The organism is Faecalibacterium prausnitzii, from assembly GCF_019967995.1.
Classification (GTDB): domain Bacteria; phylum Bacillota; class Clostridia; order Oscillospirales; family Ruminococcaceae; genus Faecalibacterium; species Faecalibacterium prausnitzii_E.
In genome coordinates, this window is sequence record NZ_CP065377.1 from 403531 (window position 1) to 421076 (window position 17546).

The following is a 17546-nucleotide window of genomic DNA, read 5'->3' on the forward strand; positions in this document are numbered from 1 at the left end:
AGTTCCGAAAAAAGTCATGAAACTCTCAAAAATCGTACGATTCGCGGGGTCACTGCAGGCCCTTGCGCAGCTTGTTCAGCAGGCGGAGCAGCTCGGCGTTCTCCTCCGGGGTGAGCAGGCTCTCCACAAATTCGTCGGTCTGGTGCAGGGCCTGCATGGTCTTTTCGCGGATGCAGGCCCCCTTTTCGGTCAGCACCAGGCGCTTGAGCCGGGCGTCCTGCGGTACGCTCTGACGCTCGATGTAGCCTTTGCGCTCCATGAGCTGCAAAATATTGGTCACAGTGGAGCGGGTGATGGAGAACTCCCGCTCGATGTCCCGCTGGTAGACGGGTTCGTCCCTGTGCCAGAACAGGTAGCTCAGGATCCACTCGTGCATCGGGGTCACGTCCTCGACCTCATTTTCGCGGTGGAACTGGTTGATCTTGCGGAAGATCAGGTTGTTGACCCGGCGCATCTGCGCCGGGATGACCTGCGGCGGCTCCCAGGGGGGCGTTACCGGCGGGCAGCTGGAGTTGATTTTGTCACACATGATGGTTCGTCCTTTGAATTGTTGGATGGATGATTGTTTTGAATAAAACTGTTTGATACGATACCATTCTAACCCTCGCATCCCGGAATGTCAAGAGCGTTTATGAAAAAATAAACCCCTCTCCGTCTCGCCGTGCGCCAGCGCTTCCAAAGGGGGAGCTGCATGGCAAGGCAAGAGCGGAGAGGGGTTCCGTTACGTTTCAGCCTGTGCTTTTTCGATCCATTCGCGGATGACGTCGGGGCGGTCGGTGACAAAGCAGTCCGGGCCGAGAGGCACCAGAGAGCGGACGACATCCTCGGTGTTGACGGTCCAGAACGCGGCCTTGCAGCCGGCGTCGTGGAGCTGGTTGACCACCTCCGGGTTGGCGAAGGCGGTGTGGTACTCGCAGCTGACCAGCTCCACCGGGAAACCCAGCGTCCGGACATAGGCGGCGGGGTCTGCCTGCGCGGACAGGGTGGCGAGGATCTGCTGGACCGACATCTGCGGGTAAAGAGCCGCGATGAGAGTCAACTTGTCCGAAATAGCACTGGAGACCATGCCCACCTGTTTTTTCAGGGCGGGGCAGTTCTCCTCGTCCAGCGGCTCGTCCATGCTGTTGACAAGGCCCAGATCCTGCCAGATCACCGGCGGCGGGAGCATCATGCTGAGCAGGTCGCCCAGGGTCAGGACGCCGATGCGCAGTTCCGGCATCAGCGCCTTGGCCTGCTGAAGCAGGTCGTGGCGGAACGAGACGAGGAGCAGCCGGTCTGCGATGCCGGAAGCGCGGATGCAGTCCACGACATGGGGCACGAAGTCCGGGTCGGGGAGGATGGGGGCCTTCAGTTCCAGCTGGACGGTGCAGCCCTCCATTTCTTTGCAGCAGGCCAGCGCTTCGTCCAGAGTGGCCAGTCTCTCGGTGGTGAGGCTGACGCCGTTCCATTTGGTCAGGTCGATGGAGCGCAGCTCACCGACGGTCAGGTCGTAGATCTTGGCGGAGAGCTCGGTGCCGATGTCGATGAGGTAGTCGTGGTGGATGATGAGGCCATGGTCGCGGGTCTGCTGGACGTCCATCTCAACGCCGTCGGCACCGAGGTCAATGGCGTTGCGAAAGGCGGACAGGGTGTTTTCGGGGGCAAGATAGGTTGCCCCGCGGTGTGCAATGATCTCAGGCAAGGTCTTCACCATCGGTCGCAATGACCTTTTTATACCAGTAGAAGCTGTCCTTCCGGCTGCGGGTCAGGGTGCCGTTTCCGGCGTTGTCCTTGTCTACATAAATGAAGCCGTAGCGCTTCTTCATCTCACCGGTGGAGGCGGAGACAAGGTCGATGGGGCCCCAGGTGGTGTAGCCCAGCAGGGGCAGGCCGTCCTCGTTGATGGCCTTTTCCATCTGCTCGATGTGGGCGCGCAGATAGTCGATGCGGTAGCTGTCGTGGATGGAACCGTCCGGCTCCACCGTGTCCACCGCGCCCAGACCGTTCTCCACGATGAACAGCGGCTTCTGGTAGCGGTCGTAGAGGGTGTTCATGGTGATGCGCAGGCCCACCGGGTCGATGGGCCAGCCCCACGCACTGGCCTTGAGGTAGGGGTTTCGGGTCGCCGCGCCGAGGGCGTTGCCGTCAGCCTGCTCCAACAGCTCCGGGTCCACCGTGATGCAGCGGCTGGAATAGTAGCTGAAGGAGATGAAGTCCACAGTGCCCTCGCGCAGGGTCTGGTCATCGTCCGGCTCGGTGCGCAGCTGGATGCCAGCCCGCTCCATCCGCTTTTTGGCCCAGACCGGGTAGGCACCGCGGGACTGGACGTCGATGAAGAAGTAATTGTTGCGGTCGGCTTCGGCAGCGGCCTGCACATCCGCCGGGGCGCAGGTGCGGGGGTAGAACTCGCCTGCGGCCAGCATACAGCCCACCATGCAGCCGGGCATGATCTCGTGCGCCAGCTGGACGGCTTTGGCGCTGGCCACCAGCTCGTGATGAGCGGCCTGATACTTGGCCTGTTCGACGTTCTCGCCGGGCTCAAACAGCAGGCCTGCCCCCATGAAGGGCATGTGCAGCAGCATGTTGATCTCGTTGAAGGTCAGCCAGTATTTTACCTTATCTTTATAGCGGCGGAAGATGATGTCGCAGTAGTGGACGTAGGCATCCACCATCCGGCGGTCTTTCCAGCCGCCATACTTCTGAATGAGCGCGATGGGCGCATCGAAGTGGCAGATGGTGACCAGCGGTTCGATGCCGTACTTGCGGCACTCATCGAACAGCGCATCGTAGAAGGCCAGCCCCTCTTCGTTGGGCTCTGCATCGTCGCCGTGGGGCAGGATGCGGGTCCACGCGATGGACAGGCGGTAGCACCGGAAGCCCATCTCGGCGAAGAGGGCGATGTCCTCCTTGAAGTGGTGGTACATGTCGATGGCTTCGTGCGAGGGGTAGTAGTGCTGGTCATCGCATTCCAGCATCTTCAGCTTGCCGAACATCACCGGGAAGCGGTCCTCGCCAAAGGGAACGACATCCACATTGGCCAGCCCGCGCCCGCCTTCGTTGTAGGCACCCTCGCACTGGTTGGCGGCGGTGGCACCGCCCCATAAAAAGTCTTTCGGAAATCTGCCCATGAAAAAATACCTCCTGAACAAAAATTCTGCTGCCTTCATTTTATCATGTTCCGGGAGGGCATTCAAGGACGAAAGTATGACTATTTCCGTCATTTTGACGAAAATCGAGCGTGATTTTTTGCAGTTTTCACGAGAAAATCTGAAAAACCGGGAGATTTTCCTTCCATTCTGTTTCTTCCCAACGGACAGAAAATATGATAGACTGGATACGTAAGAAAAAGCCGTTCGGCCTGTTCGCACAGGGGGATGGCTCCTCTGTGCGCGCTCTGCCGCATGGCCGGAGCGGCCGCACAAAGGAAACAGTAGAACATCGAAATAAGGAAAATGGAGTGTTTTGCGATGAAGGAGTTCCAGCCTATCAAAGAAGGAAAGGTCCGCGAGATCTATGACAACGGCGACAGCCTGATCATGGTCGCAACGGATCGCATTTCCGCATTCGACGTGATCCTGAAAAATAAAGTGACCAACAAGGGCAAGGTGCTGACCCAGATGAGCAAGTTCTGGTTCGACTACACCCGCGATGTGCTGCCCAACCACATGCTGAGCGTGGACACGAAGGATATGCCGGAGTTCTTCCAGCAGCCCCAGTTCGAGGGCAAGTGCATGAAGTGTCGCAAGCTGACCATGCTGCCCATCGAGTGCATCGTGCGCGGCTACATCACCGGCAGCGGCTGGGCCAGCTACCAGAAGACCGGCAAGGTCTGCGGCATCCAGCTGCCGGAGGGCCTGCAGGAGTCTGAGAAGCTGCCGGAGCCCATCTACACCCCCTCCACCAAGGCGGAGATCGGCGACCACGACGAGAACATCTCCTACGAGCAGAGCATCACTGTGCTGGAAAAGCAGTTCCCCGGCCACGGTGAAGAGTACGCCACCAAGCTGCGGGACTATACCATTGCGCTGTACAAGAAGTGCGCAGAATACGCCCTGAGCCGCGGCATCATCATCGCCGACACCAAGTTTGAGTTCGGTCTGGACGAGAACGGCAATGTCGTTCTGGGCGACGAGATGCTGACCCCCGATTCCTCCCGCTTCTGGCCGCTGGAAGGCTATGAGGCAGGCCACGGCCAGCCCTCTTTTGACAAGCAGTTCGTCCGCAACTGGCTCAAGGCCAACCCGGACAGCAACTACGACCTGCCCCAGGACGTCATCGACAAGACCATCGAGAAATACCTCGAAGCCTATGAGATGCTGACGGGCAAAAAGCTCTGATCGCTGACATTCGATCAAATATTAGAACGGTGCCCTGCTTTTTCGGCAGGGCACTTTTTATTTGCAAACTTTTTGTGAATTTCCGTGGAGCAGGGGCCTGCGCTCTTGACATCACAGGGGGTTTGGAATATAATTTTAGCAGTCAAATAGATAGAGTGCTAAAAACAAAATAGCATATCCAATGAACGACTGCTAAATCAACATCCGGTACGAATGGAGGTCGATTCTATGAATACCAATCAATATACCCAGAAGACGCTGGAAGCGCTGCAGGCTGCTCAGCAGCTGGCTGTGGAGTACCAGCACAATGCACTGGAGCCGGAACACCTGCTGCACGCACTGGCATCGCAGGAGCAGGGGCTTATCCCGCAGCTGCTCCAGAAGCTGAATGTAGACCCCGGCAGCTTTTCCGCCGCAGTGGCCGAAAAGCTCTCGGCGCTGCCCCGTGTGTCCGGCTCCGGCCGTGACCCGGACAAGGTCTATATCTCGCAGGCCACCGATAAGGTCCTGAGCGCCGCTGCCCGCGAGGCCAAGGCGATGAAGGACGAATACGTCAGTGTCGAGCATGTGTTCCTCGGCCTGCTGGACGAGCAGACCCAGAACACCGCAGACCTGTTCCGCGCGTTCAACATCCGGAAAGATGCCTTCTTACAGCAGCTGACGGCCGTGCGCGGCAATCAGCGCGTGACCAATGACAACCCGGAGGACACCTACAACGCCCTGCAAAAATACGGTCAGGATCTGGTAGACCTGGCCCGCAAGCAGAAGCTGGACCCCGTCATCGGGCGGGATCAGGAGATCCGCAACGTCATCCGCATCCTGTCCCGTAAGACGAAGAACAACCCCTGCCTGATCGGTGAGCCGGGCGTCGGCAAGACGGCTATCGCTGAGGGTCTGGCCGAACGGATCGTGCGCGGCGATGTGCCCGAAAACCTGAAAGACCGCACCGTGTTCAGCCTGGATATGGGCGCTCTGGTGGCCGGTGCAAAGTACCGCGGCGAGTTCGAGGAGCGCCTGAAGAGCGTTCTGAATGAGGTGAAGAAGAGCGAGGGCAAGATCATCCTCTTCATTGATGAGCTGCACACCATCGTCGGTGCAGGCAAGACCGACGGTGCCATGGATGCGGGCAACCTGCTCAAACCCATGCTGGCCCGCGGCGAGCTGCACTGCATCGGTGCGACGACGCTGGACGAGTACCGCCAGTATATCGAGAAGGACCCCGCTTTGGAACGCCGGTTCCAGCCGGTGCAGGTGGATGAACCGACCGTTGAGGACACCATCTCCATCCTGCGCGGCCTGAAGGAGCGGTACGAGGTTTTCCACGGTGTCAAGATCAGCGACAACGCCCTGATCGCCGCCGCCACCCTGTCCGACCGCTATATCACCGATCGGTTCCTGCCGGATAAGGCCATCGACCTGGTGGATGAAGCCTGCGCCATGATCAAGACCGAGATGGACAGTATGCCCAGCGAGATGGATGATCTGGCCCACCGCATCACCCAGCTGCAGATCGAGCAGGTCAGCCTGAAAAAGGAGACCGATGCGCTCAGCCAGAGCCGTCTGCGCGACCTGGAAAAAGAACTGGCCGAATTGCAGGATCAATTCCGCAGCATGAAGGCAAAGTGGGAGAACGAGAAGAACGCCATCGGCAAGGTGCAGACCCTGCGCGAGCAGATCGAGCAGACCAATGCCGCCATTGAGAAGGCGCAGCGCGAGTATGACCTGAACAAGGCTGCGGAGCTGAAGTATGGCAGACTGCCCGAATTGCAGAAACAGCTGGAAGCCGAAGAGAAGCTGGCCAACGAGAAGAAGGAGGACAGCCTCCTGCGCGACCGCGTGACCGACGAGGAGATCGCCCGCATCGTGGCCCGCTGGACCGGCATCCCGGTCGAGAAGCTGGTGGAAGGCGAGCGCGAGAAGCTGCTGCATCTGGACGATGTGCTCCATAAGCGGGTCATCGGCCAGGATGAGGCTGTCACCAAGGTCAGCGAAGCCATCCTGCGCAGCCGCGCCGGCATCGCCAACCCGAACCGCCCCATCGGCAGCTTCCTCTTCCTCGGCCCCACCGGCGTCGGCAAGACCGAGCTGGCCAAGGCGCTGGCACAGGCATTGTTCGACGATGAGCGGAATATGGTCCGTATCGACATGACGGAGTATATGGAGAAATTCAGCGTCAGCCGCCTGATCGGCGCGCCTCCGGGATACGTCGGTTACGAAGAGGGCGGTCAGCTGACCGAGGCCGTCCGCCGCAAGCCCTACAGCGTTGTGCTGTTCGATGAGGTGGAAAAGGCCCATCCGGACGTCTTCAACATCCTGCTTCAGGTGCTGGATGATGGCCGCATCACCGACAGCCAGGGCCGCACCGTGGACTTCAAGAACACCGTCATCATCCTGACGTCCAATCTAGGCAGCGACATCATCCTGAACGATCTGGAGCGTGCCCGCGCCAGCGGTTCCAACGAGCTGAGCCCGGAGGCCCGCCAGCAGATCGACGCGCTGCTCAAGTCGAAGTTCCGCCCGGAGTTCCTGAACCGTCTGGACGAGATCGTCTACTACAAGAGCCTGACCAAGGATGAGATGCGCAGCATCGTGGACCTGCAGCTCGACGACCTGCGCCGCCGCATGGACGAGGGCAAGCATCTGAAACTGGATGTGACCACCGCCGCCAAGGACTTCATCATCGACTCTGCTTACGACAGCGTCTATGGTGCACGGCCTATCAAGCGGTTCATCCAGAGCCGGGTCGAGACCCTCATCGCCAAGGCCATCATCCGGGGCGACTACGCCGAGGGTACCACTTTGACGGTGGATTACGACGGCAGCGCCCTGATCCTGCGATAAATCACGTTGATTTTACCAGTTCTGTACCTTCGTGTGAGCAGTAACACTTGCGCGGGGGTGCAGAATATGATATGATAAACGTTGAACAAAGTGCTTTTCATCGTCGAGAGCAACGGTGAAAAGCATTTTTTAATATTCAGGATCTCTCAGGCATTGCTTCGCAATGCCTGAGAGGTTCACAACAACATAGGAGTGTGATTTTCCTTTATTATGGACGATGGCAGTATGACGCTTTGGGTAGCGCTGGTAGTATTGGTGGCGTTCTCCGCCTTTTTCTCCGCATCCGAGACCGCATTTTCTTCCCTGAATCAGATCCGCCTGAAAAGCCGGGCCGACGATGGCGACCGCACGGCCGCCCGTGTGCTGGCAATGGCAGAAAAATACGATAAGCTCCTGTCCACCATTCTGGTGGGCAACAACATCGTAAACATTGCCGCAGCCTCGATCGGCACCATCATTTTCACCCAGATGCTGGGTGCAGAGCGGGGCGCTACGGTCTCCACCATCGTGTTGACCATCGTGGTGCTGATCTTCGGCGAGGTGAGCCCCAAGAGCCTGGCCAAGGAGATGCCGGAAACGGTAGCCACCGCAGTTGCGCCGGCACTCAGCCTGCTGATGGTGGTGTTTACCCCGCTGACATGGCTGTTCAGCCAGTGGAAACGGCTGCTGAACCATTTTGTTCACAGCAGCGAGAGCGACACCATCACCGAGGGCGAGCTGATGACCATGGTCAGCGAGGCTGAGAACGACGGTGAGCTGACCGACCGCGAGAGTGAGCTGATCCGCAGCGCCATCGAGTTCGATGACGTGGAGGTGGAAGAGATCCTGACCCCCCGTGTGGATGTGGTGGCGGTGGCGGACGATATCCCGCTGGAAGAACTGGCGCAGACCTTTGCGGAGTCCGGTTACTCCCGCCTGCCGGTCTATCATGGCACCATCGACAACATCATCGGTGTCGTCCATGAAAAGGACTTCTACATTGCCCGCCTGAAAAAGGAGACGAAGATCGACGATCTGGTGGCCCCCACCCTGTATACCACCGGCTCCACGCAGATCTCGCAGCTGCTGCGCATCCTGCGGGAGCAGCATCACCATATGGCGGTCGTCGTGGATGAATACGGCGGCACCGAGGGTATCATCACGCTGGAAGATATCCTCGAAGAGCTGGTGGGTGAGATCTGGGATGAGCATGACGAGGAGACGGAGGACTTCCGCAAGCAGTCGGACGGCAGCTGGCTGGTGGCCGGTTCCGCCAGCGTGGATGACCTGTTCGAAACGCTGGAGCTGCCCGAAGATGAGGACATCGACTCCAACACCGTGAACGGCCTCGTGCAGGAAAAGACCTGCCATCTGCCCAAGGTGGGCGACCACTTCACCCTCGGCGAGTACGACGGCGTCGTGACCCGCACGGCCCGCCGCCGCGTCACCGAGGTCCGCCTCACGCCCGCAGAACCTGTGGACGCCGAGGAGAAGGACGACGAAAAGGAAAAGCGATTTCCCCGGCTTTCCGCGCGGGAGAACCGCTGACGCATCCGCAGAAAAGACCCCCGGCCTTGCATGAAATTGCAGGGCCGGGGGTCTTTGTTATCGGTTCCTTTCCTGTGCCAGCTCGATGAAGGCCTTCATCTGCGGGGTCAGCCATTTGTCGCGGTGGTAGAAGAGCTGCCGCCGCATGGTCACGGTGCAGTCCGGCACGAGCAGGCGGGCCAGTGTCCCGGCGGCGAGGGCGTCCCGGACGATGTACTCCGGCAGAAACGAAAGCCCCATGCCGCGCTCGACCATCTGGCAGAGCAGGGCGGCGCTGCCCAGTTCGAGATAGGGCTTGACGGCCAGCTGGTGGGCGGCAAAGGTCTGGTCCAGCGCGTCGCGGTAGCTCATGCCCCGCTCGGTTAGCAAAAATTCCTGGTGGGCCAGCTCTTCCAGAGACACGCGCTTCTGCGCGGCCAGCGGGTGCCCGGTGGGGGCCACGAAGCAGATGGCTTCCGGCACATCCAGCGCCAGCACAAGGTTGGGCTGGACCAGCGGCTCATCCAGTGTATAGGCCAGATCGACCTGATTCGTGCCCAGCCATTGCAGCATCTCGTCCGAAGTGGCCGTGCAGAGCACAAGCTCCACCTGCGGGCAGAGTGCGTGATAGCGCTGCAGCAGACCTGGCAGGAATGCGCTGCACAGCGAGTCCGCCAGTGCGACCCGCAGGGTGCCGCGGACCTGCTGCGCCGGCTGGAGCGCGGCTCTGGCCTGCTGCGCGGTGGTCAGCAGGGTGCGGGCGTAGGACAGAAAGGTCTGGCCTGCATCGGTCAGCCGGACAGTCTTGCCCACCCGGTCGAACAGCGGGGTCTCCAACTCTGCTTCCAGCTGCGCGATCTGCGACGATACTGCCGACTGCGAATAGCCCAGCTCCCGCGCCGCGCGGGAAAAGCTGTGCAGCTCGGCAATGTGCAGGAAGGTGTTGATGGTTCGCAGTTCCATGGCGTCTCCTTTGGCTCAGCGGCGGTCGATGCCGGTGACGGTCAGTGTGCTGCCGTCCACCTGGAAGTGGACTTCCAGCCCGGCAAACTCCATGCCGTACACCCGCTCCGGGTCGTGCTGGTAGGAGGGGCGGGGGTCGTTTTCGAGCACGCCCCGCAGGCCGTCCCGCTGGTCTGCAGGGACCCTGGCCCAGAGCGTCTCCGGGCAGGCGACGTCGAGATGGTGGAACTGCGTCTGCGCCGTAAAGCCTGCGGCTGCGTCCGGGTGGCAGTCGGCATAGGGAATGTAGGGCTTGATGTCGTAGATGGGGGTGCCGTCCATCAGGTCGGCTCCCCGCACGATGAGCACCGGGCCGACTTCCGGCCGAACTTCAATGGCTTCCAGCTTCACGCTGGACAGCCCCAGCGGGTTGGGCCGGAACGGTGACCGTGTGGCGAAGACACCCATCCGGGTGTTGCCGCCCAGCCGCGGCGGCCGGACGGTGGGGGACCAGCTGTCCCGCACGGCACCCGAAAACTGCCACACCAGCCAGATGTGGCTGAAATCTTCCAGCCCGCGCACAGCGTCCGGGCTGCGGTATTCGGGCGTGAAAACGATCTCGCCCCGCAGACTGTCCACCAGCCCGCTTTGCCGCGGGATGCCGAACTTGGTGGGAAAGGCCGTGTGGATGTGTGCGATGACCTTCAGGGTCATGGCCTCGTTGGATGGTTGGTTCATAGGGGGCATCTCCTTATAAAAATGGAAAAGAGTAGTTGACAATGGGTGAATTTCGCTATATAATACAACTAAAGATTGTGAAGTGCGAGTCCTGTGGAAAACAGAAAGGAGAGTACGCATGACAGATGGCGCACAGATCGAATACTACATTTGGGACCGGAAGCTGAAGATGAACCATGTGGCACAGGTGCTTGGCATCAGCACCTCCACATTGAAGAACAAGCTCACCGGAAAAACAGATTTCAAGGTCAGCGAGGCGGACACCCTCTCCTCGCTGCTGGAGCTGACGCCGCCTCAGCGGGACCTCTGTTTTTTCTGCGGCGGCCGGAGGTGAGCGCGGATGACAAAGGAACAGCGGGAAAAGACCAAGCTCGCCCTGCGGCGCTACGGCACCCGCCAGTGGGCGGCCTGCCCGGCCAACGCAGGCTGGCGGCTGGCCATTGAGCGGACGATCGAATATTACCAGCAGGAAGACCCGCTCCGCGCCGACCTGCTGCGGCTGCGCTATCTGGAGCGCCGCACCGAGGATGACACCATCGAGCGGCTGCACATCGGCCGCAGCACCTACCAGAAGGCGCAGAGCGACCTTCTGAGCACGGTGGCAGTCTATGCCGCCCGGTTCGGTGCCCTGTGAGGCGGGCAGACAGCTGGTCATGAAACGATGAAAAAAGGCTCCCCATGCGAAACGCCGGGAGCCCTGCATTCACTGATTCTTCTTTTCCGGATGGTTACAGCGCTCATGGCAGGCAGAGCAATTTCCGCCGCAGCCTTTGCCTTCCCAGCCGTCATGCTTGGAGATCCAGATGACCGCGAGGGTAAACAACGCCGCCAGCACCAGGACGGTAACGATTCCGCGAATGGACAACAGCATCAATAAGACCTCTCTTTTGCGCCAACAGGCACAATTTTAGTATACACCTTTTTCCGCAAAAGAGCAACCGGGCAGCAGCGCAAAAAAGTTTGCCGAAATCGAAAATTGGGGCTTGCAAATCCACCAAGGCTGTGCTATAATCTTCTTGTTCCGATTCGGAGGATTAGCTCAGCTGGTTAGAGCACCTGCATCACACGCAGGGGGTCTGGGGTTCGAGTCCCTAATTCTCCACCATACAGTTCGTACTCGAACCCGATTCTTTACGAGAAAGGGTTCGGGTACGTTTTTTGTTTATCGGAAATTCTGCGGAAGGACTACACAGAGCGTTAAACGAGCAAAGGCAGGGTATCACTATGACGGTGGTATCCTGCCTTTTGCTTTGAGGAATCAAGTTCGCTTTGTGCGAACTTGGTCGTCACCCTATATGACGCATTGGGGGCAATCGCTGTGTACGTGCGTACCGGGAGAGCGTGTACACCTCTGGCAAGGTGTAACACACTAGACTTTGTTCCAAAGTCTGTGTGCCAAGGGGCATAGCCCCTTTGGAATCCCTGCGGAGCGTGTACGCACGTACGCAGAAAAATGGAAAAATTTCACTATATCGGGGTGTTCTTTCATGGAGGAGTGTGGTATACTCGGCTTAGCCCAGTAAATTGGAAGTTGTGAACTTAGAATTAGAGGTGTTGAAAATGAAAATAATAATTATATTTATTGATTTACTGATGGCAACTGTTCTCTTTTTTGTTGGAAGATTTTTTATCAAATCAAGGAATACAGAAAGAAGTGTGCTGTTTTTATCAGGAGATTATACTGGATTAAACACAGAGAAAATATGCAGAGTTACTGGAAAACGGATTAAGACATGGGCAATGCTCTTTTGTCTTGGCGGTATAATTGATTTTATCAAGCCGGGCGCAGGAATAATAATAGCTTTCGTTTTTTTTATTATCTTACTTGTATTTCATTTGGTTGATATGACTATAAATCGAGACAAGTACCGGGTATAAATTCCAGTTTGCTGTACTCGTTCCTAGCAGGGTTTGGGGCAGGCACGCCCCAACAAGAAGCTGTCCCAAAGGGGCAAGAATTTTCAAGAATTGAAAATTTGTGGCCACGGGACGATTCTTGCTCTCAGCTTTTTCGCTGCGTTTCGCAATTTTCACATTTCAATCTGCTCGCAGATTGTTGACAAGCTGCGCTTGACCCGATACTATAAAGGCAAGTCGAATACACGCCAAGGAGGTGCAACCATGACCGCCGTGATCTACGCCCGCTATTCATCTGACAGCCAGCGAGAAGCGTCCATTGAAGGACAACTGCGCGACTGCAAGGACTACGCCGAGAAGAACGGCATCACCGTGGTCGGCACCTATATTGACCGTGCCTACTCTGCCAAAACGGATGACCGCCCGGACTTTCAGCGGATGATCAAAGACAGCGGAAAGAAAATCTTCGATGTGGTTCTGGTCTGGAAGCTGGACCGCTTTGCCCGGAACCGATTCGATGCCGTGAACTACAAGTACCAGCTGGAAAAGAACGGTGTCCATCTGGTGTCTGCCATGGAACCCATCTCGCAGGGGCCTGAAGGCATTATGGTGGAGAGTATGCTGATTGGCATGGCGGAATACTATTCCGCCGAACTCGCCCTGAAAGTGGCGCGCGGTGAGCGCGAAAATGCCCTCCAGTGCAAGTACAACGGCGGTGTGGTGCCGCTGGGCTTCACCATTGGCAAGGAGGACAGGCTGTACCATATCGACCCGGAGACGGCTCCCATCGTGCAGGAAATCTTCACCCGGTATGCCGACGGCGAACCGGCTGAGAAGATTGCGGCATCCCTGAACGAGCGCGGCCTGCGTACCCGCACCGGAAAGCCGTTCGTGAAGAACAGCTTCTTCCAGATCTTCCGCAACCGCCGCTACATCGGCGAATACCGCTACAAGGACATCGTGACGCCGGGCGGCATTCCGGCCATTGTTGACAAGGACTTGTTCGACCGGGTGCAGCAGCGTTTCGAGCAAAACAAGATCGCCCACGGTCGGCCTGCAAAGGAGGATGTGAGCTATCTGCTGACGACCAAGCTGTTCTGTGGCAAGTGCGGCACCCTGATGGGCGGCGAAAGCGGCACCAGCCACATGGGAAACACCTACTATTACTACAAGTGCGGCAACGCCAAACGCCACGGCAAGGCGCACTGCAACCTGAAAGCCATCCGCAAAGAGCCGTTGGAACGGTTCGTGGTGGAGACTGCCATCAAGGTGATTTTCAGCGATGAAATCATCGAACGGCTGATAGATTTGATTATGGAAGCCCAGCAGCAGGAGAACACCCGCCTGCCCGTTCTGAAAGACCAACTCCGGGATACAGAGAAGCGGCTGGCAAATCTTCTGGAAGCCATTGAACAGGGTATCCTGACCCCGACCACCAAGCAGCGGCTGGACGAACTGGAAGCCCGGAAAGAAGCTCTGAACACCAGCATTCTGGAAGAAGAACTGAAAAAACCAGTTCTGACCCGCGAATGGATGCGGTTCTGGTTTGAAAAATTCCGCAAGGGTGACATGAGAGACATGGAGCACCAGCGGCAGATCATTGATACCTTTGTCAACTCGGTCTACGTCTTTGACGACCGGGTCGTGCTCAATTTCAACTTCACGGACGATGCTAAGACGGTCACTCGTGAAGAGGTTTTAGGTTCGAGTGCTGTGGACAATGCTCCACCAAATGAAAGCCTCTAACGAAAGTTAGGGGCTTTTTTGTTGCGTCTGCCGCTGTCTCATGTCAGAGCAGGACGGTACAGGACTCGAACAGGGCGGCTCTGACGACGCCAGTCGGCAGAGTAAGCAATCAGCCCGTTGGGCTGTTGCTTAGCCCGCGGTTCCTGGACCCGTAGGAATGTCTACAAAGAAAGCACCCGCCTGCCGGAGTATCTTCCCCCGCCAGTGCAGGCCTGAGCGATGGCATCCTGCCTTTTGCTATTTTTCACAGAGTATGATATACTCGGCTTAGTTCATCAAATCGGAAGTTGTGGAGGAAACAAACGTGGAAGATAATAAATCAACGAATGTCAAGAAAACGGTAAAATCAGGAATAACTTTTGGAAGTGCATTAGCTATGGTTATTAGTTATACAACGTGGAAGTCTGTCGGTTGGGCGATTTTTCATGGATTACTTAGCTGGGTATATGTCATATATTTCCTTTTGCGTTACTAAATTCCAGTTTGCCGTACTCGTTCCCAGCAGGGTTTGCCCCCCACGCCCCAACAAGAAGCTGTCCCAAAGGGGCAGAAAATTTTCAAGAATTGAAAATTTGTGGCCACGGGACGGTTCTTGTCCTCTACGTTTTCCCGAAAGGATTGAAAGAGCTAAGATGATTCAAAAACACGAACTGCCTATTTTAGAGTACGATTCCAACTCGGAAGAAGTCATAAGGCCAAATCATGGTGCAGAACAGCTGAAACTTCCCGAAAAATGCGTCTATGCCTTTCTTGGAGACGCGGTTGATGATTATGCTTTCGAGGCAGAAGCCACCGTTGCTGAAACTTTTGAAACCATAACCCGGAACTATCCTGTTTACATCGTAAAGCAGGATGGCATGGAATTTTGCCTTTGCGCTGCCCCGCTGGGCGCACCTGCGGCAGCACAACTGATGGACTTCCTCATCTCCTGCGGTTGTAGGAAAATCATTTCGACTGGTTCTTGCGGTGTTCTGACCGATTTGGCCGAAAACGAATTTCTCATTCCGGTAAAGGCGTTACGAGACGAGGGAACCTCTTATCATTATCTTCCGGCATCCCGCTATATAGAGCTTAACAAAAATATCCGGGATGCCATCGAGCATACTCTTCTTGTGCAGAACATTCCGTTCCGGGAGTGTGTTACATGGACAACGGATGGTTTTTTTCGAGAAACACGAGATATGGTAGAATATCGCAAATCCGAGGGCTGTTCCACAGTTGAAATGGAGTGTGCTGCATTGGCTGCCTGTGCCCGGAAGCGAGGTGCTTCTTTCGGGCAGATTCTCTACACTGCCGACTCTCTTGCGAATATTTATGCGCATGATGAGAGAGATTGGGGAAAGGGTTCTTTGCGGAAAGCGCTGGAACTCTGTATTGCTGTGCTGCAAACGATTTGAAGGTTCGGCTGCCGTGGACGGTACAGGATTCGAAAGCACGGCCTGCCGGAGTATCTTCCCCCGCCAGTGCAAGTTCGAACGGTCGTACAACAACAAAGGCAGGGTATCACCATGATGGTGGTATCCTGCCTTTTACTATTGTATAGGATTGCTCGCGCGCCCTGTTCTCGTCCTGTGCCTCTCCCCCCACAAAACAAAAAATCCCCAGACAAATGTCTGAGGATTTTTGTGGTGGACGGTACAGGACTCGAACCTGTGACCTCCTGCACGTCAAGCAGATGCTCTACCAGCTGAGCTAACCGTCCAAATTGGCTGTGCCGCAATCGGCTTGATTATGTTATCATATTCTCCGCAAAAAAGCAAGTCTTTTTTGAAATTTTCTGCAAACTTTTTTGCAGCAGGGCGGGAGATGCCGAAATTTCTGCGGCCTGGCGTGGAACTTGGCCGACGCAGGGTGGCAGGAGGAGCCGTTTTGCCAAACGTGCTGCGGGACTGCGCAAAAAAGCCCGGCCGGAGGCTGTACGGGCAGCGCTCCGGCCGGGCGGAAAACGGAAATGAGAGATCAGGCGGGGAGAGGCTTACAGGGCGAAGTAACGCTTTGCGTTGTCGAAGCAGATGCCCTTGACGATCTTCTCCAGAGCCTTCTCGTCGTTGGGATACTCGCCATCCTCGACCCACTGGCCGATGATGTTGCACAGGATGCGGCGGAAGTAGTCGTGGCGGGTGTAGCTCAGGAAGCTGCGGCTGTCGGTCAGCATACCGACGAAGTTGCCCAGCAGGCCCAGGCTGGCCAGACGGGTCATCTGCTCTTCCATGCCGATCTTGTGGTCGTTGAACCACCAGGCGGAACCGTGCTGGATCTTGCCCGGAACCTCGCTGTTCTGGAAGCAGCCCAGGATGGTGCCGATCTGGGCGTCATCGCCGGGGTTCAGGCTGTAGATGATGGTCTTGGGGCACTCGTCGGTGTCGTTCAGAGCGCTCAGCAGGCTTGCAATCTCGCCGCCGCAGGTGGCAGTGTTGATCATGTCGAAGCCGGTGTCGGGGCCCAGCAGGCTGTTCATCTTGCGGTTGACGCCGCGCAGGCAGTTGTAGTGGATCTGCATGGCAACGTTCAGGCGGTGATACTGCTTGCCCAGGTGGATCAGGATGTAGGTCTGATACTTCTCAACCTCTTCCGCAGTCACAGCCTCGCCGGCCATGGCCTTCTGGTAGATGGCGTTGACCTCTTCCTTGGTGGCCTCACGATAAGGCACGTAGTCCAGGCCGTGGTCGGTAGCGCGGCAGCCCATCTCGACGAAGAACTCGATGCGCTTGGTCAGAGCATCGCAGACGCAGTCGATGCAGGCCAGCTTTTCTTTGCCGACGACCTCAGCCAGCTTGCCCATGTACTCGACGAAGCCGGGCTTCTGGATGTTGAGGGCCTTGTCGGGGCGGAAGGAAGGGGCCACGGTGAACTTGATGGTGGGGTCTTCCTTGATCTTCTTGTGCCACTCCAGATCGTCGATGGGGTCATCGGTGGTGCCGATGAAAGCGACGTTGGACTGCTCGATCAGGCCGCGGACGGTCAGCTTGGGGTCGTGCTGCAGCTTGTCGTTGCACAGGTTCCAGACTTCCTCAGCGGTGTCGCCGTTCAGGACGCCTTCATAGCCGAAGAAGTGGTGCAGCTCCAGGTTGGTCCAGTGGTACATCGGGTTGCCGATGGCCATGGGCAGAGCCTCTGCGAACTTCTGGAAGCGCTCGCGGTCGGGCTTGTCCCCGGTGATGTACTCTTCCGGCACACCGTTGGAGCGCATCACGCGCCACTTGTAGTGGTCGCCGAAGTAGCTGCCGTCCGGGTTGCGGCCGCCCAGCCAGACCTGAGCGATGTTGTCGAAGCGGCGGTTCTCGTAGATCTCGCGGGGCGGGATGTGGCAGTGATAGTCGCAGATGGGCATATCCTCTGCATAGTCGTGATACAGATGCTGAGCCGTGGCAGACTGGAGCATGAATTCCTTATCCATAAATGCTTTCATGGGTTGAACTCCTTTTCTGATTCGTTCATCGGATAGATAAAACAGTCGGGTTTGCGCCTGCCTGTGCGGGCAAGCTGCGCCTGCCTTTAGTATACCGAAAAATGCCGATGTATACAACTGAAAAACTGCCAAATTTTCAGACTTTTCCTTGTGAAAACCGCTGGAAATTATAAAAATGACCTGTTTTTGGA

The 17546-nt window shown here is 57.2% G+C and carries 16 protein-coding genes and 2 tRNA genes; 10 read left to right on the top strand and 8 right to left on the bottom strand.

The features are described from left to right. Positions 1–49: 49 nt before the first annotated feature. From I5P96_RS02045 to I5P96_RS02055, 3 genes are all read right to left on the bottom strand, one after another. A complete protein-coding gene (locus I5P96_RS02045; protein WP_223382896.1) occupies positions 50–529 on the bottom strand; it encodes a MarR family winged helix-turn-helix transcriptional regulator in 480 nt (159 codons plus the stop codon). A gap of 192 nt (positions 530–721) precedes the next feature. Then, a complete protein-coding gene (locus I5P96_RS02050) occupies positions 722–1693 on the bottom strand; it encodes a glycerophosphodiester phosphodiesterase (protein WP_223382897.1) in 972 nt (323 codons plus the stop codon). Further along, positions 1674–3107: a 6-phospho-beta-glucosidase gene (locus tag I5P96_RS02055; protein ID WP_223382898.1), complete on the bottom strand. Its 1434-nt coding sequence runs from the start codon at positions 3105–3107 to the stop codon at positions 1674–1676. Before I5P96_RS02055 ends, I5P96_RS02050 begins: the two co-directional genes overlap by 20 nt. A gap of 339 nt (positions 3108–3446) precedes the next feature. Here I5P96_RS02055 and I5P96_RS02060 point away from each other — a divergent pair, with 339 nt between their 5' ends. The 3 genes from I5P96_RS02060 to I5P96_RS02070 all read left to right on the top strand — a co-directional run bounded on the left by I5P96_RS02060 (position 3447) and on the right by I5P96_RS02070 (position 8684). Then, a complete protein-coding gene (locus I5P96_RS02060) occupies positions 3447–4316 on the top strand; it encodes a phosphoribosylaminoimidazolesuccinocarboxamide synthase (RefSeq protein ID WP_097793079.1) in 870 nt (289 codons plus the stop codon). 228 nt (positions 4317–4544) lie between these two features. Further along, a complete protein-coding gene (gene clpB, locus I5P96_RS02065) occupies positions 4545–7157 on the top strand; it encodes an ATP-dependent chaperone ClpB (RefSeq protein ID WP_223382899.1) in 2613 nt (870 codons plus the stop codon). A 210-nt stretch (positions 7158–7367) separates the two neighbouring features. Next, on the top strand, positions 7368–8684 hold the full coding sequence (locus I5P96_RS02070; RefSeq protein WP_223382900.1) for an HlyC/CorC family transporter: 1317 nt from the start codon (positions 7368–7370) through the stop codon (positions 8682–8684). Positions 8685–8741: 57 nt separating this feature from the next. Here I5P96_RS02070 and I5P96_RS02075 read toward each other — a convergent pair whose 3' ends face one another. Continuing rightward, entirely contained in the window at positions 8742–9626 is an 885-nt protein-coding gene (locus I5P96_RS02075) for a LysR family transcriptional regulator (RefSeq protein ID WP_223382901.1), read from the bottom strand. A gap of 15 nt (positions 9627–9641) precedes the next feature. Further along, positions 9642–10343, bottom strand: a complete 702-nt coding sequence (gene tsaA, locus I5P96_RS02080) for a tRNA (N6-threonylcarbamoyladenosine(37)-N6)-methyltransferase TrmO (RefSeq protein ID WP_118553462.1) — start codon at positions 10341–10343, stop codon at positions 9642–9644. A 118-nt stretch (positions 10344–10461) separates the two neighbouring features. Between tsaA and I5P96_RS02085 the strand changes: the two genes are divergently transcribed. Further along, positions 10462–10677: a helix-turn-helix domain-containing protein gene (locus I5P96_RS02085; RefSeq protein WP_097793072.1), complete on the top strand. Its 216-nt coding sequence runs from the start codon at positions 10462–10464 to the stop codon at positions 10675–10677. 6 nt (positions 10678–10683) lie between these two features. Continuing rightward, positions 10684–10977 (top strand): SqdX protein, encoded by a 294-nt coding sequence (locus I5P96_RS02090; protein WP_118553461.1) that lies wholly within the window; start codon positions 10684–10686, stop codon positions 10975–10977. A gap of 69 nt (positions 10978–11046) precedes the next feature. Here I5P96_RS02090 and I5P96_RS02095 read toward each other — a convergent pair whose 3' ends face one another. Further along, positions 11047–11214, bottom strand: coding sequence for a FeoB-associated Cys-rich membrane protein (locus tag I5P96_RS02095; RefSeq protein WP_097793070.1), 168 nt, complete (start codon positions 11212–11214; stop codon positions 11047–11049). Between the two features lie 157 nt (positions 11215–11371). On the opposite strand from I5P96_RS02095, the gene I5P96_RS02100 reads away from it, so the two are divergent. The 5 genes from I5P96_RS02100 (at position 11372) to I5P96_RS02120 (ending at position 15343) form a co-directional block, all read left to right on the top strand. Further along, positions 11372–11448, top strand: a tRNA-Val gene (locus I5P96_RS02100). Between the two features lie 428 nt (positions 11449–11876). Further along, the gene (locus tag I5P96_RS02105; protein ID WP_223382902.1) at positions 11877–12221 is read left to right on the top strand and encodes a hypothetical protein; all 345 of its coding nucleotides are present in this window, start codon (positions 11877–11879) and stop codon (positions 12219–12221) included. Positions 12222–12464: 243 nt separating this feature from the next. Beyond that, positions 12465–13946: a recombinase family protein gene (locus I5P96_RS02110; RefSeq protein WP_223382903.1), complete on the top strand. Its 1482-nt coding sequence runs from the start codon at positions 12465–12467 to the stop codon at positions 13944–13946. A gap of 304 nt (positions 13947–14250) precedes the next feature. Beyond that, complete coding sequence (locus I5P96_RS02115) at positions 14251–14421, top strand: hypothetical protein (RefSeq protein WP_181966877.1); 171 nt, start codon at positions 14251–14253, stop codon at positions 14419–14421. A gap of 157 nt (positions 14422–14578) precedes the next feature. After that, entirely contained in the window at positions 14579–15343 is a 765-nt protein-coding gene (locus tag I5P96_RS02120) for a nucleoside phosphorylase (RefSeq protein ID WP_223382904.1), read from the top strand. Positions 15344–15572: 229 nt separating this feature from the next. On the opposite strand, the gene I5P96_RS02125 is transcribed toward I5P96_RS02120, so the two are convergent. Both I5P96_RS02125 and uxaC read right to left on the bottom strand, forming a co-directional pair. Next, positions 15573–15648, bottom strand: a tRNA-Val gene (locus I5P96_RS02125). Positions 15649–15921: 273 nt separating this feature from the next. Beyond that, positions 15922–17355, bottom strand: a complete 1434-nt coding sequence (uxaC, locus tag I5P96_RS02130) for a glucuronate isomerase (RefSeq protein ID WP_118553414.1) — start codon at positions 17353–17355, stop codon at positions 15922–15924. Between the last annotated feature and the right edge of the window lie 191 nt (positions 17356–17546).